We start from the raw sequence: 26406 nt of genomic DNA, 5'->3' as shown, positions 1-26406 counted from the left end.
TCATACAAGCCGTACCCGCCTCGGAGCGGTCCGGGAACATGGCGCAGGCCGGGGGCGGGACTTCCCGGACGGGCAGCGGGTAACGTCGGGGCGTGCCCGCCGACCCTTTGCGCCGAGCCGCAGATCCCCCACGCAGGACCGCCGCGCGCCCCGCGGCCGGCAGCCCCGCGACGAGCGCGATCGAGGTGCGCAGAAGCTCGCGGCGGCGCCGTACGGTCTCCGCCTACCGCGAGGGCGACCGCACCATCGTCCTGATCCCGGCCCGGATGTCCGAGGCCGAGGAGCGGCGCTGGGTGACGGTGATGCTGGACAAGCTCGCCGCGCAGGAGAGCAGACGGAAACTCGGCGACAGCGAGCTGGCCGAACGCGCGGAGCGGCTGTCGGAGCAGTACCTGGGCGGCCGCGCCCGGCCCGCCACGGTGCGCTGGGTGACCAACCAGAACACCCGCTGGGGCTCCTGCACGCCCGCAGAGGGCAGCATCCGCCTCTCGCACCGGCTCCAGGGGATGCCGGAGTACGTCGTCGACTACGTGCTCCTGCACGAACTGGCGCATCTTCTCGTCCCCGGTCACGGGCAGCGTTTCTGGCGGCTCCTGGAGTCATACCCGCGTACGGAGCGTGCGCGCGGCTATCTCGAAGGTGTGGTGGCGGCGGACCGGCTGCCGCATCTGCCCGCGGCCCGTACGGAATAAGGCCGGTTCCGCCCGGTTCGCGCCCCGCTCGGCATCGCCCGCTGTCGGCGGCAGCGGTTAGCCTGGCGCAACGTCATCAGAGCGCAAAGCGGGAGCGGGGGACGGTCGTTACGTATGGCCAGGGAATTCCAGCGGGGCCACAAGGCCAGGATCAGTGATCTGACGGCCGGGACGGATCTGTACGTAGGGGTGCAGATCGCCGGTACCGGCCTGACCTTCGACATCAGCTGCTTCGGTCTCGACGCGGACGAGCGGCTCTCCGACGACCGGTACTTCGTCTTCTTCAACCAGCCCGCGTCCCCCGAGGGCTCGGTCCAGCTGCTGGGCCCCCAGGCGGGCGACACCGAGTCCTTCCGGGTCACGCTCGACCGGATACCGCAGCACATCCGGAAGCTCTCCTTCACCGCCACGCTCGACGGCGCGGGGCAGATGTCCCAGATCGGCCCCGGCTACCTGCGCATCGTCGCGGGCGGCGAGGAGGTCGCCCGCTACGCGTTCGACGGTGCCGAGTTCAGCACCGAGCGCGCCGTGATGCTCGGGGACTTCTACCTGAAGGACGTGTGGCGCTTCGCCGCGGTCGGGCAGGGCTTCGACGGCGGCCTGGAGGCGCTGCTGAAGAACTTCGGCGGCGAGGTCGCGGAGGAGGAGCCCGCGGCCGAGCCCGCGCCGGCGCCGCAGGGCGGTGTCCCGGGCTTCGCGCCGCCCGCCGCCGCCGAGCCGGCGCCGGGCTTCGCCGCCCCCGCGGCCCAGGGGCAGCCCGCCCCGCAGCAGCCCGCCCCGGCCTTCGGCGCGCCGCCGAGCGCGCCCCAGGGCGCGTCTCAAGGCGCTCCCCAGGCCCAGCAGCCCCAGGAAGCGCCTCAGCCCCCGGCACCGCCCCACCCGGACCCGCAGGTTCCGGCCCAGGCCCAGCCGCCTCAGCAGCCGGCCCCGCAGGTGCACGCCGCCCCGACCATCGCGGCCCCGACGGCGCCCCCCGGCGCACCGGCCGGCCAGCCCGGCCATGTCCCCGGGCAGCCGCCGTACGGCCAGCCGCCCCAGGCGGCTCCCCAGGCCCCGCCGCACACCCCGCCCCAGGCCCCGTACGGCCAGCCGGGCGGTCAGTTCCCCGGCCAGCAGCCCCCGGCCCCGTACGGAGCGCCTCAGGGCCAGCCCGCCCCGTACGGCGGACCGCAGGCCCAGGGCGGCGGTCCCGGCCTCGGCGTCGTCCTGGACAAGTACCGCGAAGCGCCCACCGGCCAGCGGTGGACCCCGCAGAACGAGAAGCTGATCCGCGCCGACCTCGGCATCGACGGGCAGCCGGTGCTCGCCCGCCAGGGCAGCATGGTCCTCTACCAGGGCAAGGTCGACTTCAACTACAAGGGCGCCGGCATCCGGGGCCGCATCGTGGGCAACGCCACCGGCCAGGAGATGCAGCTGATGCGCTGCACGGGCCAGGGCCAGGTCTTCTTCGCGGACAACAGCGCCCATGTGCACCCCATCGAGCTCCAGGGCGACGCGATCTGCGTCTCGGCCGAGAGCGTGCTCGCCTTCGACGAGTCGCTCCAGCACGAGATCCGCCGCATCGAGGGGCACGGCATTCCGGGCGGCGCGCTGTTCACCATGCAGTTCCAGGGCACCGGCACGGTCGTCGTCAAGACCCAGGGCACACCGGTCGTCCTCCCGGTCACCCCGACGACGTTCGCGGACGCCAACGCCATCGTCGCCTGGTCGGCCGCCTCGCAGGTGATCATCTCCAGTCAGGTGAGCCTGCGCCGCAGCGCGTATCCGGGACACTCCGGCGAGACCGTGAACCTCCAGTTCCGCGGCGCGCCCGGCAACTTCATCGTCGTCCAGCCCTACGAGGTCTGAGGGAGCCCGCCATGTACGAACAGCACGTCCCGGGCTACGCCCCGACCGCACCCGCCGCCCGCATGGAGAACCACGGCAGTGCGATGGTGAAGATCGCCATGCAGAGCGGCCAGGACGTCTTCGCCCGTACCGGCTCGATGGTCGCCTACGAGGGCTTCGTCCAGTACGAGCCCAACCCGCCCGCGGTGCGTCAGATGGCCTCCCAATGGCTGAGCGGCGAGGGCACGCCCCTGATGAAGTGCTCCGGCGACGGCCTGCTCTACCTCGCCGATTACGGCGCGGACGTCGTCTGCATCAACCTCGACGGCGACTCGATCTCCGTCAACGGTACCAACCTCCTGGCCTTCGACGCCCACCTCCAATGGGGTGTGCAGCGCGTCAAGGGAATGGCCAAATTCGCCGGTCAGGGCCTGTTCAACGTCGGCATCTCGGGCACCGGCTGGGTCGCGCTGACCTCCCGCGGCACCCCGATCGTGGTGGACTGCGGCCGCGGCGAGGACGAGACCTACGTCGACCCGGACGCGCTCGTCGCCTGGTCGACGAACCTGAAGATGAAGGGCAAGCGCAGCTTCAAGGCGTCCTCGATGATCGGGCGCGGCAGCGGCGAGGCGTACCAGCTCGGCTTCTCCGGCCAGGGCTTCGTCGTCGTACAGCCCAGTGAGGACAGCACCGACCGGCTCCGGGCCCGGGGCTGAGGGGGAGGACGTCAAGCCATCATGCAGAGTCCGCTTTTCGCCTACACCGAGGCGCAGACCCAGGACCGGTACGCCCTGCAGAACCCGCAGTTGCTGCGGGTCGCCCTGCAGGGCCACGAGGACCTGCTCGCCCGTAAGGGCAGCATGGTCGCTTACCAGGGGCTGCTGGAGTTCGACGGAAACTACCAGTCGCCGGGTCAGCAGCACGCCCGTGCCGCCTCCGGTGAGGGCCTGGATCTGATGCGCGTCTCCGGGCAGGGCACCGTCTACCTGGCCAACCTCGCGCAGTACGTGCACGTCCTGGACGTCGACCACGACGGCCTGACCGTGGACAGCAGCTATGTGCTGGCGCTGGACTCCGGCCTCCACTGGGAGGTGATCTCGGTGGACAGCCAGTACGGGATCTCCGGCACCGGCAAGTACCAGCTCAACATCTCCGGCCGCGGCAAGGTCGTGCTGATGACCTCGGGCCAGCCGCTGATGATGCAGGTCACGCCGGACAAGTACGTCAACGCCGACGCCGACGCGGTGGTCGCCTGGTCCGCCTCGCTGCGGGTGCAGATGCAGGCGCAGACGCACTCCTCGGGGGTGTGGCGGCGCCGCGGCAGCACGGGCGAGGGCTGGGAGCTGAGCTTCCTGGGCCAGGGCTACGCGCTCGTCCAGCCCAGCGAGCTGCTGCCGCCGCAGAACGCCGTCATCGGGTCCGGTCTGGCCGCCCAGTTCGGTATGGGACAGCAGGGTGCCCACGGCCAGAACAAGGGCAACATCTTCACCAACTGAGGCGCGCAGGCCGCCGCCCGTACCGGCGGCCGGCCCGCCCCGCACACCGGCCGCCCGCATCCCTCCGTACGAGAGTCCGCGGGCGGCCGCAAGGCTGCGATGCGTCCTACAGGAGCGCGCGCGTGCGCTCCACGAGGCGTACGACCGAGTCGTCCGCCACCGCCGCCACCTCGTCGTACGGGAACCAGCGCAGCTCCAGCGACTCGTCGCTGATCACCGCCTCGGCCCCCTCGGGCGCCAGCGCCGCGTACTGCACGTCCAGATGCCACGCGCACGGCGTCAGATGCCGGTCCAGCCGCACCGGCCCGCCCAGCAGCGTCAGACCGGACGTGATGCCGGACTCCTCGCGCGCCTCGCGCAGCGCCGCGTCCGCGAGCGTGGCGTCCTCCGGCTCGCAGTGCCCGCCCATCTGGAGCCACATCTTGAGCTTGCGGTGCAGTGTCAGCAGGACCCGGCCGCGCGACGGGTCGACGACCAGGGCGCTGGCCGTGATGTGCCCGTCCTTGCAGGGCTTGCCCATGCCGTCCGGATACGTGGCCAGGTGGTCCAGGTAGGAGAGCCGCAGCCGGTCCTGCTCAGGGGACGGCGCGGGCCACTCCTTGAGGACCCGCGCCGCGTCGTCGTGAAGGCTCACTTCTCGCCGTCGCCCTTGCCGCCGTCGCCGGGCTTGCCGCCTTCCTCGGAGCCGCCCTCGCCGCTTTCCTTGGTGAGGTCCGGCTTCTGGGCGCCGCCCGCGGCCTCACCGAGCATCTTGTCCAGCTCGGAGAAGTCCAGCTGCTCGTGGTGGACAAAGCCGTCCGGGTCGTCCAGGTCGGCGGCCGTCGGCAGCATGTCCGGGTGCTCCCAGAGCGCGTCCCGGCCGTCCAGGCCACGCGCGTCCGTCAGCAGGGCCCACAGCCGCGAGGCGTCCCGCAGGCGCCGCGGACGCAGCTCCAGGCCGATGAGGGTGGCGAAGGTCTGCTCGGCCGGGCCGCCGGTCGCCCGGCGCCGCCGCAGCGTCTCGCGCAGCGCGTCGGCCGACGGCAGGTGCGGGGAGGCGGCGGCGTGCACGACCGCGTCCACCCAGCCCTCGACGAGGGCCAGCGCCGTCTCCAGGCGGGCCAGCGCCGCCTTCTGCTCCGGGGTGTCCTCGGGCTGGAACATGCCCTGCTGGAGGGCGTTCTGCAGCTCCTCGGGGTGCTGCGGGTCGAGCTGGCCGACCACGTCCTCCAGCTTGGTCGTGTCGACCTTGATGCCGCGGGCGTACCCCTCGACCGCGCCGAACAGGTGCGAGCGCAGCCACGGCACATGGGCGAAGAGCCGCTGGTGGGCGGCCTCGCGCAGGGCCAGGTAGAGCCGCACCTCCTCCTCGGGCACGCCGAGACCCGAACCGAAGTTGGCGATGTTGCCCGGCAGCAGCGCGGCCTTGCCGGCCGGCCCCAGGGGCAGCCCGACGTCCGTGGAACCCACGACCTCACCGGCCAGCACGCCCAGCGCCTGCCCGATCTGGGTGCCGAACATGGCACCGCCCATGGAGCGCATCATGCCGAGCAGCGGGCCCGCCATGGCCTGCATCTCCTCGGGCAGGACGTCACCCATGGCCGCGCCGACGCGCTCCGCGACCGGGTCCACCAGGTCCTTCCACACCGGCAGGGTCTCCTCGACCCACTCGGCGCGGCTCCACGACAGCACCGTGCCCGCGCCCGACGGCAGCGACGTCACACCGTCCAGCCACAGGTCGGCGAGGCGCACGGCCTCCTCGACGGCCGCCCGCTCACCGGGGGAGACGCTCGCGTCCTTGGTGCCGTCCTCGGCGCCCTGCGCGACGGTCTGCCGCGCGATGTCCTTGGCCATGTCCCAGTTCACCGGGCCGCCCTCGTACGAGAGCATCTGGCCCAGTTTCTGGAAGGCGGCGCCAAGATCGCCAGGATTCATCTCGCCACCAGGACCGCCCATGCCGCCGAAGAGCGCCGCGAACGGATGGTCCGCGCCGCCGCTCCCGCCGCCGAATCCGAACGGGTTCGCGGGGCCCTGGCTACCTCCCTGGCCGCCCTTCTTCTTGCCGTTGTCGCCGTCCTCCGGCTCCTCCGGCGGAAGGCCGAATCCAAATGGGGTGTCACTCACGGGTTTCCTCGGCTCGTAGGGCCGCCGGCCCGGGCCGGCGGCGGCTGCCCGACATTCTCTTCCAGCCTAGACACCCGCCCCGCTTCGGGGCTCGGTGCTTCGCCTTCCCGGCGCCTGCGGCAGGATGGACGCCACCTGGTACGTACGCGTCAGCACGCCTACGCACTGAAGACAACCGCTGGAGACGCCCGGTGAGTTCCCCAGATCCGACCGTTCGCGCAGCGCGAAACGCTGCCGCCGACACCGAGAACGCAGAAAAACAGGCGGACGCCGCGCCCGCCCGGCCGCTGCGCCGCCCCGTCGTCGCGGTCACCGGCGCCGCCTCCGGCGTGGGGGCCCTGCTGACCCAGGCGCTGACCGAGTCCGACGAGGTCAAGCGGGTCGTGGCCATCGACGAGCGGCGCGGCGAGGCCACCGAGGCGCACTGGCACGTCCTGGACGTCCGCGACCCGGCCATCGCCGACAAGCTGCGCGGCGCCGACGTCGTCGTACATCTCGCCGTCGACCTCGACCTGGAGACCGACGCGGCGGCCCGTACGGCGTACAACGTGCGCGGTACGCAGACGGTCCTCACGGCCGCCGCGGCCGCCGGTGTGCACCGGGTCGTGCTCTGCACCTCCGCCATGGTCTACGGCGCGCTCCCCGACAACGACGTGCCGCTGGCCGAGGACGCCGAGCTGCGGGCCACCGCCGACGCCACCGGGGTCGGCGACCTCCTGGAGATCGAGCGCCTGGCGCACCGCGCGCCCCGCGCGCACCCCGGCCTGAACGTCACCGTCCTGCGCCCCACCGTCCTGGTGGGCGGCACGGACACCGCGCTGACCCGCTACTTCGAGTCGCCGCGGCTGCTGGTCGTGGCCGGTTCGCGCCCGGCCTGGCAGTTCTGCCACGTGGAGGACCTGGTCAGCGCCCTGCTGTATGCCGCGCTGGAGAAGGTCGAGGGCGAGCTGGCGGTGGGCTGCGACGGCTGGCTGGAGCAGGAGGAGGTCGAGGAGCTGTCCGGCATCCGGCGCATGGAGCTGCCGTCCTCGGTGGCGCTCGGCGCCGCGGCCCGGCTGCACCGGATCGGCCTCACACCGTCGCCCGCCGGAGACCTGGCGTACACGATGCACCCGTGGGTCGTCAGCGGCAGCCGGCTGCACGAGGCGGGCTGGCGCCCCCGGTGGACGAACGAGGAGGTGCTGGCCGAGCTGCTGGAGGAGGTCGCGGGCCGGCACACGGTCGCGGGTCGCCGCCTGGGCCGCAAGGACGCCACCGCCGCCGGAGCGGCCGGCGCGACGGTCGCCCTCCTGGGCACCGCCGCCCTGGTGCGCCGCGCACGTAAGGCCCGTCGGCGCATCTGAGGACCTGAGGGGCCCCGGGGCTCGGCCATGGTCGCGAGGCCGCGGGGACCGCCGTACGGCCACAGGGAGCCCTCCGTACGGCGGGGAGAAGCCTCCGTGCGGAGGCCGGAGGCGCCTCCGTACGGCCGTGACAGCCGCACAGAGACTTCCGTACGACCACGGAAGCCTCCGCCGCCCCGCCCCTGTAGGAGCCTCCAACGGGCCCTGTCGCAGGACCGGTGGAAAGGCCATGCCCCGCAGGGCCGTCCCGTACGGCACGATGGAGCCATGCCAGGCACGTATGACCACCCGGGCGAGCAGGGTGCGGCGGACGCGATCCGCCTCCTCGCGGTCCGTGACTCCCCGCTGTCCTTGGACGAGGTCTTCGCGGCCGTCGGCGATCCGGCCGCCGGCGGCACGGCCCTGTTCGTCGGTACGGTCCGCTCGCACGACGGCGGCGCCGACGTCGACGCCCTCGGCTACTCGGCGCACCCGAGTGCCGAGGCCGAACTGCGCCGTGTCGCCGAGAAGGTGGCGGCCGACTTCCCGGTACGCGCGCTGGCCGCGGTGCACCGCGTCGGCGAGCTGACCGTCGGTGACCTGGCGGTGGTCGTGGCGGTCTCCTGCCCGCACCGGGCGGAGGCGTTCGCGGCCTGCCGGCGGCTGATCGACGACCTCAAGCACGAGGTGCCGATCTGGAAGCACCAGCGCTTTTCGGACGGCACGGAGGAGTGGGTCGGTGCCTGTTGACGGCCGGTTCCGTGCGGTGGTGTCCGTTCCGGGTGGTTTCGAGAAATTCTTGACGTGCGCTCCAGTTGCGTAACCCGCCCCCTGGCGTAAGCGTTGACCTGGCAGATGGTTAATCTGCTTATTCGTCGTTGCGGTTGTTACAAGGGGTCGGGAGGCCGCTATGGGAGCGCTCCTCTGGTTGCTGATTCCGGTTCTGGCCGTCATCGCCGCCGTCGTGTGGAGCAGTTGGGCATCGCGCAACCGCAGGACCGGGGACGTCGCGGAACTGGCGGGCTACGCGCGCTTCCGGGAGGCGATGGAGAAGCCCGAGAAGGCGCATTCCGGTTCTGACGCGGCATGAGCATGACCGGATGAGCCGGGGCCGTGGCGGGCGTACGCGGACGCAAGCGGCCGCCATGACTCCGGTTGCCCGGCGCCCTGTCCGGAAGTCCTGGCCGACGTCCTGACCGGAAGCTCCGACCGACGCCCTGATCCCAGGCCTTGACCGGCGTCCGTGCGCCGTTCCGCCCGCCCTCGGACGGACGGCCTCGGACGGACGGCCCCGGGGACCGGGTGTCGGAGGCGTCCCGTACTGTCGTTCCATGCCACGCCGCACCGCGACGCTGCTCGCCTCTCTCGTGATGCTGATTGCGCTGATCTGCGCCGGAATGGTGATTCCCGTTCCGTATTCCGAGATGTATCCGGGGCCCACCACCAACACCCTGGGCGAGCACAAGGGCGAGCCGGTGCTGCAGATATCCGGCCACAAGACGTATCCGACCTCCGGCAACCTGAACATGGTCACGGTCCGGGTCACCGGCGCCGAGTACCGCATGAACCTCTTCGAGGCGGTCGTCGGCTGGCTGAAGCACGACAGCATCGTGGTACCCCACAAGACCCTCTACCCCGAGGGCCAGACGGCGGAGCAGTCCGACCAGCAGAACGCCGAGGAGTTCAGCCAGTCCCTGGAGAGCGCCAAGGTCGCGGCGTTCAAGCAGCTGAAGATTCCGGTCGGCTCCCAGACGGTCGTGGCATCCGTCGTCAAGGACGCCCCCGCGGACGGCAAGCTGCACGCCGGTGACGTGATCAAGGCCGTGGACGGTACGCAGGTCAAGACCCACACGGACGTCGCCAGGCTCGTCACCCGGCACAAGCCCGGCGAGCAGGCGGTCTTCACGGTCATCCCGGCCAAGGAGGCGGCCGCGGCCCAGAAGAAGGGCAAGCGGCCCGAGGGCCCGACCAAGGACGTCGCCGTCACGACCGCGAAGGCGAAGGGCGGCCGGGCCGTCGTCGGCATCCAGGCCGGCATCGACTACACGTTCCCGTTCAATGTCGACATCAAGCTGGCCGACGTCAGCGGCCCCAGCGCCGGGCTGATGTTCGCCCTCGGGATCATCGACAAGCTCACGCCCGAGGACATGACCGGCGGAAAGTTCGTGGCCGGTACGGGCACGATCGACGCGGACGGCAAGGTCGGCCCGATCGGCGGCATCGCGATGAAGGTCGTCGGCGCGCGCAACAAGGGCGCCGAGTACTTCCTGACACCCAAGGACAACTGCGCGACCGTCGTCGACGACCACCCGGAGGGCCTGCGCCTGGTCAAGGTGGACACCATTCAGGACGCGCTGACGTCCCTGGAGAAGATCCGCAAGGGAGACACGGCCGGCCTGCCGAGCTGCCCCGCGAACAAGTAGGCGGCCCAGCCCGTACGGGTCCCGAGCCGGCACGGCACGGCCGCGGGCCGGAGCCGTGCGGCCGGACCGGGCCGTGGACCGGGGCAGAGCGGCGTCTCCCGGCCCCGGGCGGCTCCGGGCGGCCCCGGTGCCGGAGCCTGCGCCCTCAGCCCTCGAAGGTGGCGGCCAGCGCGTCCGCCAGCCCCGGCACGAGCTGCGAGCCGGTCAGCACCTCGGACGTGGCGTCCTTCTCCCGCAGCCGCAGCGCCGACTCCCGCGTGCCGTCCCGCAGCACCGCCACCGTCATCCGCACCTCCTGCCGGTCCGGGTGCTCGGCGACCCACTTGGCGAGCTGGGCCTCGTCCATGCCCGCCGGTACGGAGTCCTCCGCGGACGGCGGCAGCATCAGCCGCTCCACGGTCATCGCACAGCCGGCCACCGCGTCCGGCCAGCCGATGGTGGCCAGGAACTCGTCCAGCGGAGCGTCGGCGGGGATCTCGTCCTGCTCGACCGGGGTCAGTGAGGCGGTGGTGGAGTCGTCGATACCGAGCTGTTCGGCGAGCGAAGGTTCCTGCTCACGGAGCTGGGCGGTGTCCACGAGGGCGAAGAGGCGGGCGGGCTGGTCCCAGCCGAGCCCGGCGGCGTACTCGTCGATTTCGAGTACGGCACGGGTCAGCGGGCTGGCGGCGAGGGGGGTGCCGTCGACGGGAAGGTTGTTCATGCTCAATATCGTGCCTTGCGAACCCCGGAAAACGGGAACCGAGTAAAGCCTTAGTAAGTTGCAACAGTGGGTCCTACTATCGCCGGGCCTGCTCAATACGACAGCGAACTTCGAGGTGCGCACCTTGGCTTTCCAGATGCCGGACCGCGGCGGAGGCCCGACAGGGCCACGGATCAGAGTCGGCCGACCGTCCCGGCGGGTCCGGACCCTGCTCATGACACTGGGCGTGCTGGCCGTGCTGGCCATGCTCTTCGTCATGTTCTCCGGGTTCTGGACCGACTGGCTCTGGTACCGGTCGGTCGATTTCTCCTCGGTCTTCACCACCACCCTGTTGACGAAGATCGGACTGTTTCTCGCCTTCGGCGCCCTGATGGCCGTCGCGGTCGGCGTCAACGTCTGGCTGGCGCACCGCCTGCGGCCCCCGCTGAGCGCGATGTCCATGGAGCAGCAGAGCCTGGACCGCTACCGGATGGGCATCGCCCCCTACAAGAAGTGGGCGCTGCTCGCGGTCACCGCGGTGGTGGGCCTGATCGCCGGCGCGTCGGCCTCCGGCCAGTGGCGTACGTGGCTCCAGTGGGTGAACGGCGTGCCGTTCGGCCAGAAGGACCCGCAGTTCGGCAAGGACGTCTCGTTCTACGCCTTCGACCTGCCCTGGTACCGCTTCCTGCTCAGCTTCGGCTTCGCGTGCGCGGTGCTGTGCCTGATCGCCGCGGCGCTCACCCACTACCTGTACGGCGGGCTGCGCGTCACGAGCCCCGGCTCGCGCGCGACGGCCGCCGCCACCGGCCACCTGTCCGTGGTGCTGGGCATCTTCGTGTCGCTCAAGGCCATCGCGTACTGGCTCGACCGGTACGGCCTGGCGGTGAAGTCCAGCGGGCTGAAGTCCGCCGACGGCTGGACCGGCCTGCGCTATGTGGACGCCAACGCCTACCTGCCGGCCAAGACGATCCTGTTCTTCATCGCGGCGATCTGCGCGGTGCTCTTCTTCGCGACGCTGTGGCGCCGCACCTGGCAGCTGCCGGTCATCGGCTTCGGCCTGATGGTGCTCTCCGCGGTCCTCATCGGCGGTCTGTATCCGGCCATCGTGCAGAAGTTCCAGGTCCAGCCGAACGAGCAGGCCAAGGAAGCGCCGTACATCAAGCAGAACATCAAGGCGACCCGCGACGCGTACGACATCAACGGTGTCGACGTGCAGAGCTATGACGGCAACTACAAGCCGAAGGACGACACGGACCGGCAGAAGCTGCGGGACGCCGCCGACACCACCGCCAGCGTGCGTCTGCTCGACCCGAACGTGGTCTCCCCGGCCTTCCAGCAGCGGCAGCAGGTCCGCAGCTACTACCAGTTCCCGTCCACCCTGGACGTCGACCGGTACAAGGACAAGGACGGCAAGGACCAGGACACCGTCATCGGTCTGCGCGAGCTGAACCTCAACGGTGTCTCCGAGCGGAACTGGATCAACGACCACTTCAAGTACACCCACGGGTACGGCGCCGTGGCGGCGAAGGGCACCACGTTCGCCGAGGGCGGCGAGCCGGCCTACACCGAGAGCGAGCTGCCCTCGAAGGGCCAGTTCGGCCCGTACGAGCAGCGGGTGTACTACGGCGAGAAGACCACCCAGTACTCGATCGTGGGCGGGCCGCAGAAAGAGCTGGACTACTCCTCAGACAAGAGCGGCGAGAAGAGTTACAGCTACACGGGCAAGAGCGGGGTGAACCTCGACAACCCGGTCAACCGCGCCGCCTACGCGGTCGCGTTCGGCGAGCCGCAGATCCTCTACTCGGGCGCCATCGGCAAGGATTCGCGGATCCTGTACAACCGCACGCCCAAGGAGCGCGTGGAGGCGGTCGCCCCCTGGCTGACCATCGACGGCGACGCCTACCCGGCGGTCATCGACGGCCGGATCAAGTGGATCGTCGACGCTTACACGACGAGCAACGGCTACCCGTACGCCTCGCGCACCACGCTCGGCGACACCACGGCCGACTCGCTCACCGACGGTCAGCGGGCGGTCGTCGCCCAGCAGAATCAGGTCAATTACATCCGCAACTCGGTCAAGGCCACGGTCGACGCCTATGACGGCTCGGTCAAGCTCTACGAGTGGGACACCAAGGACCCGGTCCTGAAGACCTGGATGAAGTCGTTCCCGGGGACGGTCGAGAAGAAGAGTTCCATCAGCAAGTCCCTGATGGAGCACATGCGCTACCCGCAGGACCTCTTCAAGGTGCAGCGCCAGCTGCTGACGACGTACCACGTCACCGACCCGAACACCTTCTACACGGGCAGCGAGCGCTGGCAGGTCCCGAACGACCCGACGAACAAGTCAGGCAACTCGGTGCCGCCGTACTACCAGAGCCTGAAGATGCCGGACCAGAAGGCCCAGACCTTCGCGCTCACCACGACGTTCACACCCAACAAGCGGGACAACCTGGGTGCGTTCATGGCGGTCGACGCCAATGCCACCAGTGGTGACTACGGCAGGATCAGAGTGCTCAAACTGCCGTCCCAGACACCGGTGCCCGGACCACAGCAGGTCCAGTCGAAGTTCAACTCCGATCCGAAGATCGCCAACGAGCTGAACATCCTCAAGAAACTCGGTGACTCCGAGATCGAGTACGGCAACCTGCTGACGGTCCCGATGAACGGCGGCCTGCTGTACGTCGAGCCGGTCTACCTGCGCGGCGCGGGCACCAACTACCCGCTGCTGAAGAAGGTGCTGGTCAGCTACGGCGAGAACGACCCCGTGCTGGGCAACAACCTGGCCGAGGCGCTCGACGTGGTGTTCGGCAAGAAGCCGCCGGGCTCCGGTACGGAGCAGCCGCCGTCCGGTGACGGCGACACGGGACAGCAGCCGCCCGCCGACCAGACGGTGCAACAGGCCCTCGACGACGCCGTGAAGGCGTACGAGGAGGGCGAGAAGGCCCGCAAGGAAGGCGACTGGGCCGGCTACGGCGAGGCGCAGAAGAAGCTGAAGGCGGCCCTGGACCGGGCGGCCGAGGCGGAGAAGAAGTCCGCTCAGAAGGGTGACGCCGGCAAGAACGGCGGCACCGGCGGAAGCTGACATCGCGGTCCCGGCCCCTGGGAGACGACCAGCGGGCCGGGACCGCCTCCGTGCCGTGGTACCTTTGACACACAACGGCGCGGGGTGGAGCAGCTCGGTAGCTCGCTGGGCTCATAACCCAGAGGTCGCAGGTTCAAATCCTGTCCCCGCTACTGAAGAACGAAGGCCCGGATCCTTGGGATCCGGGCCTTCGTCATGTGTGGCGCGACACGCCCGGGCGGGTGCGCCTTTTCCAGATGTGAACGGCAGTGGAGGAGAACGGAGTTTGGCATGTCTCTGTATCGGGAAGTCGACAAAACGCTGTAGTGACCTCACTGGCTGCGGTATACCAGGTGTACGCGGGTTGCGGGTGGTGCGACGATGGCCCTCATGGGGGACAAGGCAAGGTTGTTGGAGACAGGCCGGTTTGTGCACGCGCCCGACGACGGGCGCGAATCCGGGACACCGGACGGACGGGACACCGTGCTTCCGGACCAGCGTGACGCCGACATGCCGCTGGACGTGATCGAGGCCGACGCCGCCGCAGAGGCGTCCGAAGCCGTGGCCGAAGCCCACCACCGCCGGGCCGCCGAAGCCGGCGACACCGGAGCCATGAGCGTGCTGGGCGCGACGCTGCTGCGCCGCGGCGACCTGGACGGCGCCGAACCGTACCTGCGCTCCGCCACCGCGGCCGGCGACCGCGCGGCCGCCAACAACCTGGGCGTCCTGCTGCACCAGCGCGGTTACGCGGACGAGGCGGCCGGCTGGTGGCGGATCGCCGCCGTCGCCGGATCCGCCGCTGCCGCCCACGCGCTCGGCCGCTTCTACCGCGAGCGCGGCGACGAGCCCGCCGCCGAGTACTGGCTGCGCCAGTCCGCCGAGTCGGGGCACTGCCTGGGCGCGTACGCCCTCGCCGACCTCCTGGAGCACCGCGGCGACGTCGGCGCCGAGCGCTGGTTCCGGGCCGCCGCCGAGCGCGGGCACCGCGAAGCCGCGTACCGCCTCGCCCGCCTGCTGGACGACCGCGCCGCCGCCACGGGCGACGGCACCCCGGACGCCGAGGCCGAGCAGTGGTACCGCCAGGCCGCCGCGCGTGGGCACCGCCGTGCCGCCCTGCACCTGGGCACGCTCCTGGAGGAGCGCGGCGACACCCAGGAGGCCGGCCGCTGGTACCTGACCGCCGCCAAGGGCGGTGAGGCGCGGGCCGCCTGCGCCCTCGGCTTCCTGCTGCGCGACGCGGGCGACGAGGAGAGCGCCGCCGAGTGGTGGCGCCGAGCCGCCCAGGACGGCGACGGCAACGCCGCCAACGCGCTGGGCGCGCTGCACGCCGACCGCGGCGAGACGCAGACCGCCGAGCGCTGGTACCGCGCGGCGCTGGACGCGGGCGATGTGAACGGCGCGTACAACATCGGCCTGCTCTGCGCCGAGCAGGGCCGGGACGGCCGCGGCGAGCAGTGGTACCGCCGCGCCGCCTACGCCGGGCACCGCGAGGCCGCCAACGCGCTCGCCATCATGCTGCTCCAGCGCGGCGACTCGGCCGGCGCCGAGCCGTGGTTCTCCAAGGCCGCCGAGGCGGGCAGCGTGGACGCCGCCTTCAACCTCGGCATCCTGTACGCCGAGCGCGGCGCGGAGCGGATGGCGCACGAGTGGTACGAGCGTGCCGCGGCGGCCGGCCACACCGAGGCCGCCCTCCAGGTCGCCATCGTCCAACTGCGCGACGGTGACACGGAGGCCGCCGAACGCAACCTGCGCTGCGCGGCCGAGGGCGGCAGCGCCGAGGCGGCATTCCGCCTCGCCGACCTGCTGGACCGCCGCGACGGCGGCGCGGTCGAGCGGCGGCGGGACGACGAGTGCACCCGGTGGTACGAGCACGCCGCGCAGCAGGGGCACCGGCGCGCCCAGGTACGGGTTGGCATGTTCGCGGCGGCGCGGGGCGATGTGGTCGAAGCCGCCCGCTGGTACCGCGCCGCGGCCGAGGCGGGCAGCCGCAACGGCGCCTTCAACCTCGGCCTGCTGCTGGCCAGGGAGGGCAGCCTGCCCGAGGCCGCCCTGTGGTGGACCCGCGCGGCCGAGGACGGGCACGGGCGCGCCGCCCTGCGCCTGGCCCTGCTCGCCGCACGGCGCGGCGCGCTCGCCGAGGGGCACCAGTGGTGCCGGCGGGCCGTGGAGCTGGGGCCGCCGGAGGTCGCGGAGCGCGCGGCCCGGCTGCGTGAGGCGCTCCAGGAGGAGCTGACGGCGTAAGACGCGTCGTACGGGGTGGCGCGGCCTGCCCCGTACGGCGCGGTCCGCCCGCCGCCCGGCCGTACGGACGCCGCTGGCTACAGGGCAACGGAACGTGATTTGCGCTGGTCGTCGCGGTGAGGTTACAGTAGACACACAACGGCGCGGGGTGGAGCAGCTCGGTAGCTCGCTGGGCTCATAACCCAGAGGTCGCAGGTTCAAATCCTGTCCCCGCTACTGAAGACGAAGGCCCGGATTCCCAGGAATCCGGGCCTTCGTCGTGTCGGCGTACGGGCGGGGCGTCGGCGCGTCATTCGCCGGTACGTTCGCCCTTCGGGCCCCGGCCGCGCTCGGTGCGCGGGCCCCGGCTGTGCCGGCCCTCCTCGTTCTGGAGGGTCTCGTTCGCTTCCTCGTTGGCCTGCTGATCGCTGATACCGCTGTTCTCGGCGTCCTTGCGGAGCCGGGCGCGGCGCTTGTCGTAGTCCTTGCTGCCGGGCTCGGGCACGGTGACCACCTCCTGGGCCCTGGGTGCCCCGGTGGGCTGGGCGAAAACTGCCACACCCGAATGCATCGGGACATACCGGTGGAGGGTGAGGGCGCTGGCGGAAGGGGGCACGCACGGCGAAGAGCCCGCCGGCCGGGGCGGGCTCTTCGTCAGGCTGGTGCGACTGTAGTCCGGGACCGGCGTGGTCGCGCCCGGGCTCAGGTGTGGGAGTGGCAGTTGGGGCAGATGCCCCGGTACGTCACCGACACCTCGGAGACCTGGAAGCCGAAGCGTTCCGGCACCGGGAGCGCGGCGAGCGGGTCGCTGTCCAGGTGTACGTCCCTTATCGTCCCGCACCGCGAGCACACCAGGTGCTGGTGGTCGTGGTGGGCGTTGGGGTCGTACCGCTTGGCGCGGCCGTCCGTGCTGACCTCGATCACCTCGCCGAGCGAGACCAGCTCGCCGAGCGTGTTGTACACGGTCGCGCGCGAGATCTCCGGCAGGCGCTCGGTCGCCCGCGCGTGCACTTCGTCAGCGGTGTAGTGGACGTGGTCCCCGTCGAGGACCTCGGCGACGACGCGTCGCTGCGCGGTCAGCCGCCAGCCGCGTCCCCGGAGTCGTTCCAGCAGGTCACTCATGCCAATCACCTATCAGTCAGATAAGGCCAGGGTAGCAGTGGCTCGTCCATCACCGGATTCGGTACGAGTTTCCAGTTCTTCTTGACTTAGACATTGTCCAATGTAGGATCGGTTTCGGCGCAAGCCAAGGGCAGGTTCATGACTCAGGAGGCGCACGTGTCGGTACAGAGCAGCACCGGACCGCTGACCACGGAGGCCGGGGCTCCGGTCGCGGACAACCAGAACAGCGAGACGGCCGGCATCGGCGGCCCCGGACTCATCCAGGACCAGCTCCTGCTGGAGAAGCTCGCGCACTTCAACCGCGAGCGCATCCCGGAGCGCGTGGTGCACGCCCGCGGCGCCGGTGCGTACGGCACGTTCACGGTGACCGCGGACGTCTCGCGGTACACCCGCGCCAAGTTCCTCTCCGAGGTCGGCAAGCAGACCGAGACCTTCCTGCGGTTCTCCACGGTCGCCGGCAACCTCGGCTCCGCCGACGCGGTGCGCGACCCGCGCGGCTTCGCGCTGAAGTTCTACACCGAAGAGGGCAACTACGACCTCGTCGGCAACAACACCCCGGTGTTCTTCATCAAGGACGCCATCAAGTTCCCCGACTTCATCCACACCCAGAAGCGCGACCCGTACACCGGCTCGCAGGAGGCGGACAACGTCTGGGACTTCTGGGGCCTGTCGCCCGAGTCCACCCACCAGGTGACCTGGCTCTTCGGTGACCGCGGCATCCCGGCGTCCTACCGCCACATGGACGGCTTCGGCTCGCACACCTACCAGTGGAACAACGAGGCCGGCGAGGTCTTCTGGGTCAAGTACCACTTCAAGACCGACCAGGGTATCAAGAACCTCACCGCGGCCGAGGCCGCCAAGCTCGCCGGTGAGGACCCGGACAGCCACCAGCGCGACCTGCGCGAGTCGATCGAGCGCGGCGAGTTCCCGAGCTGGACCGTCCAGGTGCAGATCATGCCGGCCGCCGACGCGGCGACGTACCGCTTCAACCCGTTCGACCTGACCAAGGTCTGGCCGCACGCGGACTACCCGCCGATCGAGATCGGCAAGCTGGAGCTCAACCGCAACCCGGAGAACGTCTTCGCCGAGGTCGAGCAGTCCGTCTTCTCCCCGCACCACTTCGTGCCGGGTATCGGCCCCTCGCCCGACAAGATGCTCCAGGGCCGCCTGTTCGCGTACGCGGACGCCCACCGCTACCGCGTCGGCATCAACGCCGACCACCTGCCGGTCAACCGCCCGCACGCCACCGACGCGCGCTCGCACGGCCGCGACGGCTACCTCTACGACGGCCGCCACGGCCGCGCGAAGAACTACGAGCCGAACAGCTTCGACGGTCCGGTGCAGACCGACCGCCCGCTGTGGCAGCCGATCGCGGTGAGCGGCACGACCGGTGAGACGGAAGCGCCCTCGCACGCCGAGGACAACGACTTCGTGCAGGCCGGCAACCTGTACCGCCTGATGACGGAAGAGGAGAAGGAGCGCCTGGTCGACAACCTGGCCGGCTTCATCTCGAAGGTCTCGCGCGACGACATCGCCCAGCGCGCGATCGAGAACTTCCGCAAGGCGGACCCCGACTACGGCAAGCGGCTGGAGGCCGCGGTCCAGGCCCTGCGCGGCTGACCCATCCCTTGCCGTAACACCGAAGAGGCCGGACGCCAATGGGCTCCGGCCTCTTCGCGTGCCCGCGGGACACCGTACGGCCGCGCGCGGGGACGCCGTACGACCGCACGCCGGCCGCGGTGCGACCACGCCGTGCGCGCCGGCCGCCGTACTGCCGCGTCCCGGTGCGGACGGGACGCCGTACAGCCTCCCGTCCACCGTCACCTCCGTGCGGGTGGCGTCACGCCGGTACGGCGCTGACCCGTTCCGCGTGCCGCTCCGGGACCGTGGCCCGGCACCGGATGATGTCGCGGACCGACACGATGCCCACCGGTTCCAGGTCGTCGAGCACGATGAGGTGCCGGAAGCCGCCGTGCACCATGGCGGTGGCGGCTTCGTCGAGGGTCCACTCCGGAGCGGCGAAGACCACGTCCGAGGTCGTGTGGGCCTGTGCGACCTCCTGGTCCGGGTCCTGACCGGCGCCCAGGGAGTTGAGGATGTCGCGTTCGGTGAGGATGCCGAGCCCGCTGGTGTCGGTGTCCAGGACGACGGCCGCGCCGACGCGCCGCGCCGCCATCAGATGGGCTGCCTGGCGGAGGGTGTGGGCGGGCCCGATGGTGAGGACCACCGTGCTCATGGCGTTGCGCACGTACATGGGCATGGAATGGAGCCACCTCCTTGTCGCTTGTGGAGCGCACCTTGCGAATCGATTCACAAGTTCACAAGCCTCGGTGTTCTCATGTTCACATGCACCCGGGGGAGCAACAAGGGGCGCGGAACGGACGCTTTCCGTTCGCACGCCCCCGGGTGCCGGTTCGTATACCGGTTCGGGCCGGGCGGGACCTCAGCGGCGCCCGTCACCGATGTAGTTGAGCAACTCCTCGTGCAGCAGGCCGTTGGAGGCCGCGGCGTTCCCGCTGTGCGGGCCCGGCACGCCGTCCAGACCGGTGAACCGGCCGCCCGACTCCTGCACGACGACGGCGCAGGCCGCCATGTCCCACAGCGACAGCTCCGGCTCCGCGCAGATGTCCACCGAGCCTTCGGCGACCATCATGTACGGCCAGAAGTCGCCGTAGCCGCGGGTGCGCCAGCAGTCCCGGGACAGTTCGAGGAAGCCGGGCAGCCGACCCTGCTCCTCCCAGCCGGTGAGGGAGGAGTACGCGAACGACGCGTCCTGGATGCGGCCCACCTGCGAGGCCTGGAGCCGGGAAGCGGAGGTCAGGCTGCGGCCCGTGTACGCGCCGAGGCCCTCCGCCGCCCACCAGCGGCGGTTGAGCGCGGGTGCGGAGACGACGCCGACCACCGGGCGGTCGCCGCCCTCGCCGCGTTCCATCAGGGCGATGAGCGTGGCCCAGACCGGGACGCCGCGCACATAGTTCTTCGTCCCGTCGATGGGGTCGATGATCCAGCGGCGCGGGCCCGAGCCCTCGCTGCCGAACTCCTCGCCCAGGACGGCGTCGCGCGGACGGGCGCGCTGCAGATGACCACGGATCAGTTCCTCGGCCGCCTTGTCGGCCTCGCTCACCGGAGTCATGTCCGGTTTGGTCTCGACCTTGAGGTCGAGTGCCTTGAACCGCTCCATGGTCGCGGCGTCGGCGGCGTCCGCCAGGACGTGGCCGAGGCGGAGGTCATCGTGATAGTCGGGCATGTGCGAACAGTATCGACTGGTCTCCGGCGCGAGCCACATGACGCCGGTTGCCCGGCGCGTACGGACCCTTGACAGCCTCTGGCGGCGAGTCAATTCTGTGCGGCACACCGGCCATCTGGGCCGGCGGCCTGGGAGGCGACGATGCCTACAGCGCGTGAGTCCCTGCTGGACGCCGCTTACGCGGCGCTCGCGGCCAGGCCGTGGGCAGGTGTCCGGATGGTCGATGTCGCGGCCGAGGCCGGGGTGTCCCGGCAGACCCTCTACAACGAGTTCGGCAGCAAGGAAGGCCTGGCCAGGGCCCTGGTGCGGCGGGAGACCGAGGGCTACATCGCCGGCGTGACCCGGGCCCTGGCGGAATCGGGCCCGGTGCCGGGAGCGGCGGGCGGTGACGTGGAGGACCGGGTGGTGGCCGCCGCCGCGTGGACCGTACGGGCGGCGCGGACCAATCCGCTGGTACGGGCGGCGCTGACGGGCTGCTGGAGCGAGCGCCTGCCGGCCCCGGCGGCCGGAGTGCCGGGACGGCGCGGGGTGCATCCCGGCGGCGCGGGCAGCCAGCCGGGGGCGCGCGCGGACGGGCCTCCGCCGGGGCCGACCGATCTGGTGAGCAGGTTCAGCGACTGCGCGGTGGCGGCGCTGGAGGCCGACTGGCCCAAGGAGAGCCTTTCTGAACTGGGCACCGCGTGCGCCACCGCGGCCCGCCTCACCCTGTCGTACGTCGTCGCGCCCGCCGAACCGGAAGACCTCACCCGCCAGCTCCACCGGGCCTTCGCCCACGCGGCCCACCGCTCCTGACCGCCACGGGCGGGCGGGGGGCCGCACTTCTAGTGGGCCGACCCCGAGAGCTGAAGGCCGATGACGCCGACGATGACGAAGGTGATGGAGACCAGCTTGAGGACGGAGACGAGGTCGCCGAGGAAGATCATGCCGTAGATGGCGGTGCCGGCGGCGCCGATGCCGGTCCAGACCGCGTAGGCCGGGCCCACGTCGAGTTTCTTCAGGGAGAGGGTGAGCAGGCCGAAGCTGCCGAGGGCGAAGCAGGCGAAGGCGATGGTGGGCCAGAGCCGGGTGAAGCCGTGCGAGAGCTTGAGGCAGACTGCGAACCCGGTTTCCAGGAGCCCCGCCACCACGACGAGCAGCCACGCCATGTCCATTGCCTCCGTACGGTCCGTGACCGCTTCGCCAGCCTTGGTGTGATTATGCATTTACCTCGGGTGCGGGGCAGCAAACTTGCGCGATCAGTCCCCCTCGCGTCGCTCCCTGGTGGCCAGCAGGCGGCGTAGTGAGTACAGCCGCGCCGGGTCCGCGTGGCCGTCGGCGACCCACTGGTCCAGGGCGCAGTCCGGCTCGTCGTGGCTGCACGCGCGCGGGCAGTCGGCGGTGCCGGGAACCAGGTCGGGGAAGGCCAGGACGACCCGGGCCGGGTCCACGTGGTGGAGGCCGAAGGAGCGGACGCCGGGGGTGTCGATGACCCAGCCCGCATCGTCGGGGAGAGGCAGGGCGAGCGCGGAGGTCGTGGTGTGCCGGCCGCGTCCGGTGACCGCGTTGACGTGCCCGGTGGCCCGCTTGCGGTCCGGCACCAGCGCGTTGACGAGGGTGGTCTTGCCGACACCGGAGTGCCCGACGAAGGCGGTCATGTGGCCGCGCAGCCGCTCCCGGACCCGGTCGGCGGCGGTGCCGTCGGTGAGTTCGTCGCGGTTGGTGACGAGGTACGGGACGCCGAGCGCGCCGTAGGACTCCAGGAGCTTGTCGGCGGAGGCGAGGTCGGACTTGGTCAGGACCAGCAGCGGGTCCAGGCCCGCGTCGTACGCGGCGACCAGACAGCGGTCGATCAGCCGCGGCCGCGGCTCCGGGTCGGCGAGCGCGGTGACGATCGCGAGCTGGTCGGCGTTGGCGACGACCACCCGCTCGAACGGGTCGTCGTCGTCCGCCGTACGCCGCAGGGTCGAGCTGCGCGGTTCGACCCGGACGATCCGCGCGAGGGTGTCCTTGGCGCCGGACAGATCGCCGACGACCGCGACCCGGTCGCCGACGACGACGGACTTGCGGCCCAGTTCGCGGGCCTTCATCGCGATGACCGTGCGGTCCTCGATGAGGCAGGTGGTCCGGCCCCGGTCGACGGTCAGGACCAGGCCCTCGCTGGCGTCCTCGTGTTTGGGCCGGATGTTCGTGCGGGGGCGGTTGCCCTTGCGGTTGGGGCGGACGCGGATGTCGTCCTCGTCGGGGTTCTTGCCGTAGCGGCGCATGGTCGAAGGAGCCTCAGCCTCTCCCGGCGGGGGCCGCCGCTTCGCCGAGCATCCCGGTCCACAGGGCGGGGAAGTCGGGGAGCGTCTTGGCGGTCGTCGCCACGTTCTCGACCTGTACGCCCGGTACGGCCAGGCCGATGACCGCGGCGGCGGTGGCCAGCCGGTGGTCCTCGTACGTATGGAAGACGCCGCCGTGCAGCGGCCGCGGCCGGATGTGCAGGCCGTCCTCGGTCTCCGTGACGTCGCCGCCCAGCTCGTTGATCTCCTTGGTGAGCGCCGCCAGCCGGTCGGTCTCGTGGAGGCGCAGGTGGGCGACGCCGCGCAGGGTGGAGGGGGAGTCGGCGAGGGCGGCCACCGCGGCGATGCCCGGGGTCAGCTCGCCGACCTCGCTCAGGTCCACGTCGATGCCGTGGATACGGCCGGTGCCGGTGAAGGTCAGGCCGCGCTCGGTCAGTTCGCAGGAACCGCCCATGGCGGTGAAGATCTCACGCAGCGCGTCACCGGGCTGGGTGGTGCGCTCGGGCCAGTCGGGGATGGTGACCCGTCCGCCGGTGACCAGCGCCGCCGCCAGGAACGGCTGGGCGTTGGACAGGTCCGGCTCGACGATCAGGTCGCGGCCGAGCAGGGCGCCGGGGGTGACCCGCCAGACGTTCGGCTCGCCGCCGGACTCGGGGGTGTCCACCTGGGCGCCGACGCTGCGCAGCATGTCGACGGTCATCCGGATGTGCGGCATCGAGGGCAGCGCCGCGCCGACGTGCCGGACCTCGACGCCCTGGTTGAAGCGCGGCGCGGACAGCAGCAGCGCGCTGACGAACTGGGACGAGGAGGAGGCGTCGATCTCCACGGCACCGCCCTCCAGGGCGCCGCCGCCGAAGACCGTCATGGGCAGCGCGCCGCGGCCGTCGTCGTCGATCCGGGCGCCGAGCGAGCGCAGCGCGTTGATCACGCCGTCGAGCGGGCGCTCGTAGGAGCGCGGGTCGCCGTCGAAGCGGATGGCGCCGTCGGCGAGGGCCGCGACCGGGGGCAGGAAGCGCATGACCGTACCGGCGTTGCCGACGTCGACGGTGGCCGGGCCGCGCAGACCGGCCGGGATCACCCGCCACGCCTCGCCGCCGCCGCCGTCCGCGCCGGCCGTCGAGGCGGCGTTGGAGGGGGCGGTCTCCTCGATGCCCACGCCCATCGTGCGCAGCGCCTCGGCCATCAGCAGGGTGTCCCGGGAGCGCAGCGGACGGCGCAGCCAGCCGGGTTCGGAGGACAGGGCGGCGAGGACGAGGCCACGGTTGGTGACCGATTTGGAGCCGGGCACGGTGACGGTGGCGTCGACCGCTCCGGCAGCGGCGGGGGCGGGCCAGAGGGCGGGATGCACGGGGCTCTCGGTCATGTCCCTCACTTTAATGGCTGGACGGGGGTGCAGATCTTGATCAAAAGTGGCGCAACCTGCAGGAAACACGGCACTGATAGTGCGGGCCGGGTCACTGTCCGGCGCCGCGCTCCCGCTCTCGTGCTCCGGGGCGTGTCCCGCGGGGGGGGGCCGGAGTACGGCCGGTACGGGGCGGAGCGGGCGTCCGACCAGGGCAGGTACCGCCGGGAGCGGTGCCGGGGCGCGGTTCGTACCGGCTGGGGGCAGGCGCGCGGCCCGGCGTGGGCTCCGGCGCGCGGCCCGTACCGGCTCACAGGTCCAGCAGCCAGCGCCCGCCGCCCGCCAGTGAGCCCAGCGTCACGAGGTGGAAGAGCCCCAGCCAGACGGCCGCCGGTGCGCGGGTGAGGCGGGCCAGCTGGTCGGGGTCGGAGTCCCCGGCGCGGCCGCGGCGCCGCTTGCCCTGGAGTTCGAAGGGCGGCCGTACGCCGCCCAGCAGCAGGAACCACACCACCGCGTACGCGAACGCGGCCTGCACGTCGGGGGTGGTCAGCCAGGAGACGAGAAAGAAGGCGGCCCCGGAGAGCACGACGGTCAGCACGCCGTACGCGTTGCGGATCATCAGCAGCATCGCGGCGAGCAGCGCGGTGGCGCCCCACAGCAGCGCCGTGATGTGCCCGGAGGCCAGCAGCCAGGCGCCCAGGAGGCCCAGCAGGGACGGCGTGACGTATCCGGCGGCCGCGGTGAGGACCATGCCGGGGCCGGTCGGCCTGCCGCGCGAGACCGTCAGTCCCGAGGTGTCCGAGTGCAGCCGGATGCCGGACAGCCGTCGGCCGCTGAGCAGGGCGACGAGCCCGTGGCCGCCCTCGTGGGCGATGGTGATGGCGTTGCGGGACAGCCGCCAGGCGCGGTACGGGGCGATGGCGCCGAGGGCGAGCACCGCGGTGACGATGACGAGCCAGGGCGGCGGGTCGGGCTGGATGCCGAAAACCCTGTCCCATACGTCGGTGATATGACCGGTGTCCATCTCTCCCCTTGGTGTGGCGTGGCACTGTGGCATACATGTGCGGACGGTATGCAGCGAGTCGCAGCCCCGAGGATCTGGCGGGGCTCTTCGAGGTCGAGAAGTGGGAGCCGGAGGAGACCCTGGCGCCCGACTGGAACATCGCCCCGACGAAGAACGTCCACGCCGTGCTCGAACGTCCCCTTAAAGACGCGGAAGACCGTCGTCCGGTTCGCCAGCTGCGCAGACTGACCTGGGGACTGGTCCCGTCCTGGGCGAAATCGTCCGATGTCGGCGTGAAGATGATCAACGCTCGGGCGGAGACCGTGCACGAGAAGCCCTCGTTCCGGCGGCCGTTCGCGGCCCGCCGCTGCCTGCTGCCCGGCGACGGCTACTACGAGTGGGTCACCGCCGCGGCCGAACGGCAGCTGGAGGAGCAGGGGAAGAAGAAGCGGCCCCGCAAACAGCCGTACTTCGTCACGCCGGCGGACGGCCAGGTGATGGCGCTCGCCGGGCTGTACGAGTTCTGGCGCGACCGGACCCTGCCCGACGACCACCCGCAGGCCTGGTGGGTGACCTGCACGATCGTCACCACCGAGGCCGAGACCACCCCGCTGGCGAACGCGGACGGCGGCGAGGGCCCGCAGGCGCTCGCCGACATCCACCCCCGGATGCCGCTGGTCATGACACCCGACAAGTGGGACGCCTGGCTCGACCCGGCCCGTACGGACGTGGCCGACCTGCTGCCGCTGCTCGCGCCGCCGCCCGCCGGGCTGATGCGCGCGTACCCGGTGCCGACCGAGGTGAGCAACGTCCGCAACAACGGTCCCGAGCTGGTCAAGGAGCTGGCGGCGCCGGAGGCGGGCACGCTGTTCTGACGCGCGGGGCGCCCGTCCGCTCCCGCGCGTCCGCCCGGTCCGCCGCGCGCCCCGGCGCCGCTCCGGGCGGGCGGGACGGCAGGATGATCCCGTGAGCGAAACAGTTGAGACCCCTGTGGGTGAGGCGCGCATCACCTGGCACCTGGCGCAGGACGCGCGGGCCGTCCTCGCCGTCAGCCACGGCGCCGGCGGCGGGATCAAGGCGCGCGATCTGCGCGCGCTGGCGGCGGAGCTGCCCGCGCGCGGCTACACCGTGGCGCTGGTCGAGCAGCCGTGGCGGGTGGCCGGCAAGAAGCTGGCGCCCGCCCCCAAGACGCTGGACACGGCCTGGACCGCGCTGTGGCCCGCGGTGGAGAAGCCCGGCCTGCCGGTCGTCGCGGGCGGACGCAGCGCGGGGGCGCGAGTGGCCTGCCGTACGGCGCGCGGCCTGGGCGCGCACGGCGTACTGGCATTGAGCTTTCCGCTGCACCCGCCGGGCAAGCCGGAGAAGTCCCGCGCGGACGAGCTGACCGGGGCCGGGCTGCCGACGCTGGTGGTGCAGGGCGGCCGTGACCCGTTCGGGCGGCCGCCTGAGTTCCCGGAGGGCACCCGTATCACCGAGGTGCCGTACGGGGACCACGGTTTCGCCGTACCGAAGAAGGCGGACCTCGACGAGCCGGCGGCGATGGCCGTGATCACGGACGCCGTGGGGCAGTGGCTGGACGAGCTGTTCGCCTGACCCGGCGGAACCCCG

The 26406-nt window shown here is 71.6% G+C and carries 25 protein-coding genes and 2 tRNA genes; 16 read left to right on the top strand and 11 right to left on the bottom strand.

Annotated features, from left to right (window positions below; translation table 11 throughout):
• Positions 1-92 precede the first annotated feature (92 nt).
• From ACZ4Z1_RS29475 to ACZ4Z1_RS29460, 4 genes are all read left to right on the top strand, one after another.
• Positions 93-692 carry a M48 metallopeptidase family protein gene (locus ACZ4Z1_RS29475; protein ID WP_468489680.1) on the top strand — a complete coding sequence of 200 codons (600 nt, stop codon included), beginning with the start codon at positions 93-95 and terminating at the stop codon, positions 690-692.
• A gap of 114 nt (positions 693-806) precedes the next feature.
• Complete coding sequence (locus ACZ4Z1_RS29470) at positions 807-2540, top strand: TerD family protein (RefSeq protein WP_468489679.1); 1734 nt, start codon at positions 807-809, stop codon at positions 2538-2540.
• Between the two features lie 11 nt (positions 2541-2551).
• The gene (locus tag ACZ4Z1_RS29465) at positions 2552-3235 is read left to right on the top strand and encodes an AIM24 family protein (RefSeq protein WP_468489678.1); all 684 of its coding nucleotides are present in this window, start codon (positions 2552-2554) and stop codon (positions 3233-3235) included.
• Between the two features lie 21 nt (positions 3236-3256).
• Entirely contained in the window at positions 3257-4015 is a 759-nt protein-coding gene (locus ACZ4Z1_RS29460) for an AIM24 family protein (RefSeq protein WP_468489677.1), read from the top strand.
• A 106-nt stretch (positions 4016-4121) separates the two neighbouring features.
• Here ACZ4Z1_RS29460 and ACZ4Z1_RS29455 read toward each other — a convergent pair whose 3' ends face one another.
• A complete protein-coding gene (locus ACZ4Z1_RS29455) occupies positions 4122-4649 on the bottom strand; it encodes an NUDIX hydrolase (RefSeq protein ID WP_468489676.1) in 528 nt (175 codons plus the stop codon).
• On the bottom strand, positions 4646-6118 hold the full coding sequence (locus tag ACZ4Z1_RS29450; RefSeq protein ID WP_468489675.1) for a zinc-dependent metalloprotease: 1473 nt from the start codon (positions 6116-6118) through the stop codon (positions 4646-4648). The genes ACZ4Z1_RS29455 and ACZ4Z1_RS29450 overlap by 4 nt, the downstream gene beginning before the upstream one ends.
• Before the next feature lie 191 nt (positions 6119-6309).
• Between ACZ4Z1_RS29450 and ACZ4Z1_RS29445 the strand changes: the two genes are divergently transcribed.
• The 4 genes from ACZ4Z1_RS29445 (at position 6310) to ACZ4Z1_RS29430 (ending at position 9863) form a co-directional block, all read left to right on the top strand.
• Entirely contained in the window at positions 6310-7461 is a 1152-nt protein-coding gene (locus ACZ4Z1_RS29445) for an SDR family oxidoreductase (protein ID WP_468489674.1), read from the top strand.
• A gap of 267 nt (positions 7462-7728) precedes the next feature.
• Positions 7729-8190, top strand: a complete 462-nt coding sequence (locus tag ACZ4Z1_RS29440; RefSeq protein WP_468489673.1) for a molybdenum cofactor biosynthesis protein MoaE — start codon at positions 7729-7731, stop codon at positions 8188-8190.
• A gap of 160 nt (positions 8191-8350) precedes the next feature.
• Positions 8351-8530 (top strand): hypothetical protein, encoded by a 180-nt coding sequence (locus tag ACZ4Z1_RS29435; RefSeq protein ID WP_365836013.1) that lies wholly within the window; start codon positions 8351-8353, stop codon positions 8528-8530.
• A 241-nt stretch (positions 8531-8771) separates the two neighbouring features.
• On the top strand, positions 8772-9863 hold the full coding sequence (locus tag ACZ4Z1_RS29430) for a YlbL family protein (protein WP_468489672.1): 1092 nt from the start codon (positions 8772-8774) through the stop codon (positions 9861-9863).
• Positions 9864-10008: 145 nt separating this feature from the next.
• Here ACZ4Z1_RS29430 and ACZ4Z1_RS29425 read toward each other — a convergent pair whose 3' ends face one another.
• A complete protein-coding gene (locus ACZ4Z1_RS29425; protein WP_468489671.1) occupies positions 10009-10563 on the bottom strand; it encodes a PPA1309 family protein in 555 nt (184 codons plus the stop codon).
• Positions 10564-10699: 136 nt separating this feature from the next.
• On the opposite strand from ACZ4Z1_RS29425, the gene ACZ4Z1_RS29420 reads away from it, so the two are divergent.
• The 4 genes from ACZ4Z1_RS29420 (at position 10700) to ACZ4Z1_RS29405 (ending at position 16060) form a co-directional block, all read left to right on the top strand.
• The gene (locus tag ACZ4Z1_RS29420; RefSeq protein WP_468489799.1) at positions 10700-13624 is read left to right on the top strand and encodes a UPF0182 family membrane protein; all 2925 of its coding nucleotides are present in this window, start codon (positions 10700-10702) and stop codon (positions 13622-13624) included.
• A gap of 78 nt (positions 13625-13702) precedes the next feature.
• Positions 13703-13776: transfer RNA gene (locus ACZ4Z1_RS29415), tRNA-Met, on the top strand.
• Positions 13777-13984: 208 nt separating this feature from the next.
• Entirely contained in the window at positions 13985-15844 is a 1860-nt protein-coding gene (locus tag ACZ4Z1_RS29410) for a tetratricopeptide repeat protein (RefSeq protein WP_468489670.1), read from the top strand.
• A gap of 142 nt (positions 15845-15986) precedes the next feature.
• Positions 15987-16060 (top strand) — tRNA-Met (locus tag ACZ4Z1_RS29405).
• A 73-nt stretch (positions 16061-16133) separates the two neighbouring features.
• Here ACZ4Z1_RS29405 and ACZ4Z1_RS29400 read toward each other — a convergent pair.
• Both ACZ4Z1_RS29400 and ACZ4Z1_RS29395 read right to left on the bottom strand, forming a co-directional pair.
• Positions 16134-16382, bottom strand: a complete 249-nt coding sequence (locus ACZ4Z1_RS29400) for a hypothetical protein (protein ID WP_468489669.1) — start codon at positions 16380-16382, stop codon at positions 16134-16136.
• Between the two features lie 143 nt (positions 16383-16525).
• Positions 16526-16945, bottom strand: coding sequence for a Fur family transcriptional regulator (locus ACZ4Z1_RS29395; protein ID WP_468489668.1), 420 nt, complete (start codon positions 16943-16945; stop codon positions 16526-16528).
• 138 nt (positions 16946-17083) lie between these two features.
• Here ACZ4Z1_RS29395 and ACZ4Z1_RS29390 point away from each other — a divergent pair, with 138 nt between their 5' ends.
• Positions 17084-18565 (top strand): catalase, encoded by a 1482-nt coding sequence (locus ACZ4Z1_RS29390; RefSeq protein ID WP_468489667.1) that lies wholly within the window; start codon positions 17084-17086, stop codon positions 18563-18565.
• 220 nt (positions 18566-18785) lie between these two features.
• Here the strand turns inward: ACZ4Z1_RS29390 and ACZ4Z1_RS29385 are convergent, their stop codons facing one another.
• Complete coding sequence (locus tag ACZ4Z1_RS29385; RefSeq protein WP_468489798.1) at positions 18786-19199, bottom strand: CBS domain-containing protein; 414 nt, start codon at positions 19197-19199, stop codon at positions 18786-18788.
• A 189-nt stretch (positions 19200-19388) separates the two neighbouring features.
• Positions 19389-20192: a histidinol-phosphatase gene (gene hisN / locus ACZ4Z1_RS29380; RefSeq protein ID WP_398349979.1), complete on the bottom strand. Its 804-nt coding sequence runs from the start codon at positions 20190-20192 to the stop codon at positions 19389-19391.
• A gap of 141 nt (positions 20193-20333) precedes the next feature.
• On the opposite strand from hisN, the gene ACZ4Z1_RS29375 reads away from it, so the two are divergent.
• A complete protein-coding gene (locus ACZ4Z1_RS29375; RefSeq protein ID WP_468489666.1) occupies positions 20334-20984 on the top strand; it encodes a TetR/AcrR family transcriptional regulator in 651 nt (216 codons plus the stop codon).
• 29 nt (positions 20985-21013) lie between these two features.
• Here the strand turns inward: ACZ4Z1_RS29375 and ACZ4Z1_RS29370 are convergent, their stop codons facing one another.
• The 4 genes from ACZ4Z1_RS29370 to ACZ4Z1_RS29355 all read right to left on the bottom strand — a co-directional run bounded on the left by ACZ4Z1_RS29370 (position 21014) and on the right by ACZ4Z1_RS29355 (position 24819).
• Positions 21014-21337 (bottom strand): DMT family transporter, encoded by a 324-nt coding sequence (locus tag ACZ4Z1_RS29370; RefSeq protein WP_468489665.1) that lies wholly within the window; start codon positions 21335-21337, stop codon positions 21014-21016.
• A gap of 90 nt (positions 21338-21427) precedes the next feature.
• Entirely contained in the window at positions 21428-22435 is a 1008-nt protein-coding gene (rsgA, locus tag ACZ4Z1_RS29365) for a ribosome small subunit-dependent GTPase A (protein ID WP_468489664.1), read from the bottom strand.
• Between the two features lie 13 nt (positions 22436-22448).
• A complete protein-coding gene (gene aroA / locus ACZ4Z1_RS29360) occupies positions 22449-23816 on the bottom strand; it encodes a 3-phosphoshikimate 1-carboxyvinyltransferase (protein ID WP_468489663.1) in 1368 nt (455 codons plus the stop codon).
• Positions 23817-24105: 289 nt separating this feature from the next.
• The gene (locus ACZ4Z1_RS29355; RefSeq protein ID WP_468489662.1) at positions 24106-24819 is read right to left on the bottom strand and encodes a M50 family metallopeptidase; all 714 of its coding nucleotides are present in this window, start codon (positions 24817-24819) and stop codon (positions 24106-24108) included.
• A gap of 35 nt (positions 24820-24854) precedes the next feature.
• On the opposite strand from ACZ4Z1_RS29355, the gene ACZ4Z1_RS29350 reads away from it, so the two are divergent.
• Together ACZ4Z1_RS29350 and ACZ4Z1_RS29345 are read left to right on the top strand one after the other, a co-directional pair.
• Complete coding sequence (locus tag ACZ4Z1_RS29350; protein ID WP_468489661.1) at positions 24855-25673, top strand: SOS response-associated peptidase; 819 nt, start codon at positions 24855-24857, stop codon at positions 25671-25673.
• Between the two features lie 91 nt (positions 25674-25764).
• Positions 25765-26391, top strand: coding sequence for an alpha/beta hydrolase family protein (locus ACZ4Z1_RS29345; RefSeq protein WP_468489660.1), 627 nt, complete (start codon positions 25765-25767; stop codon positions 26389-26391).
• Positions 26392-26406: the final 15 nt, after the last annotated feature.

The sequence above is a fragment of the Streptomyces sp. NPDC030165 genome (assembly GCF_055573595.1).
Note: the sequence above shows the minus strand (reverse complement) of the source record. Positions and strands in the feature narration are given on the sequence as shown.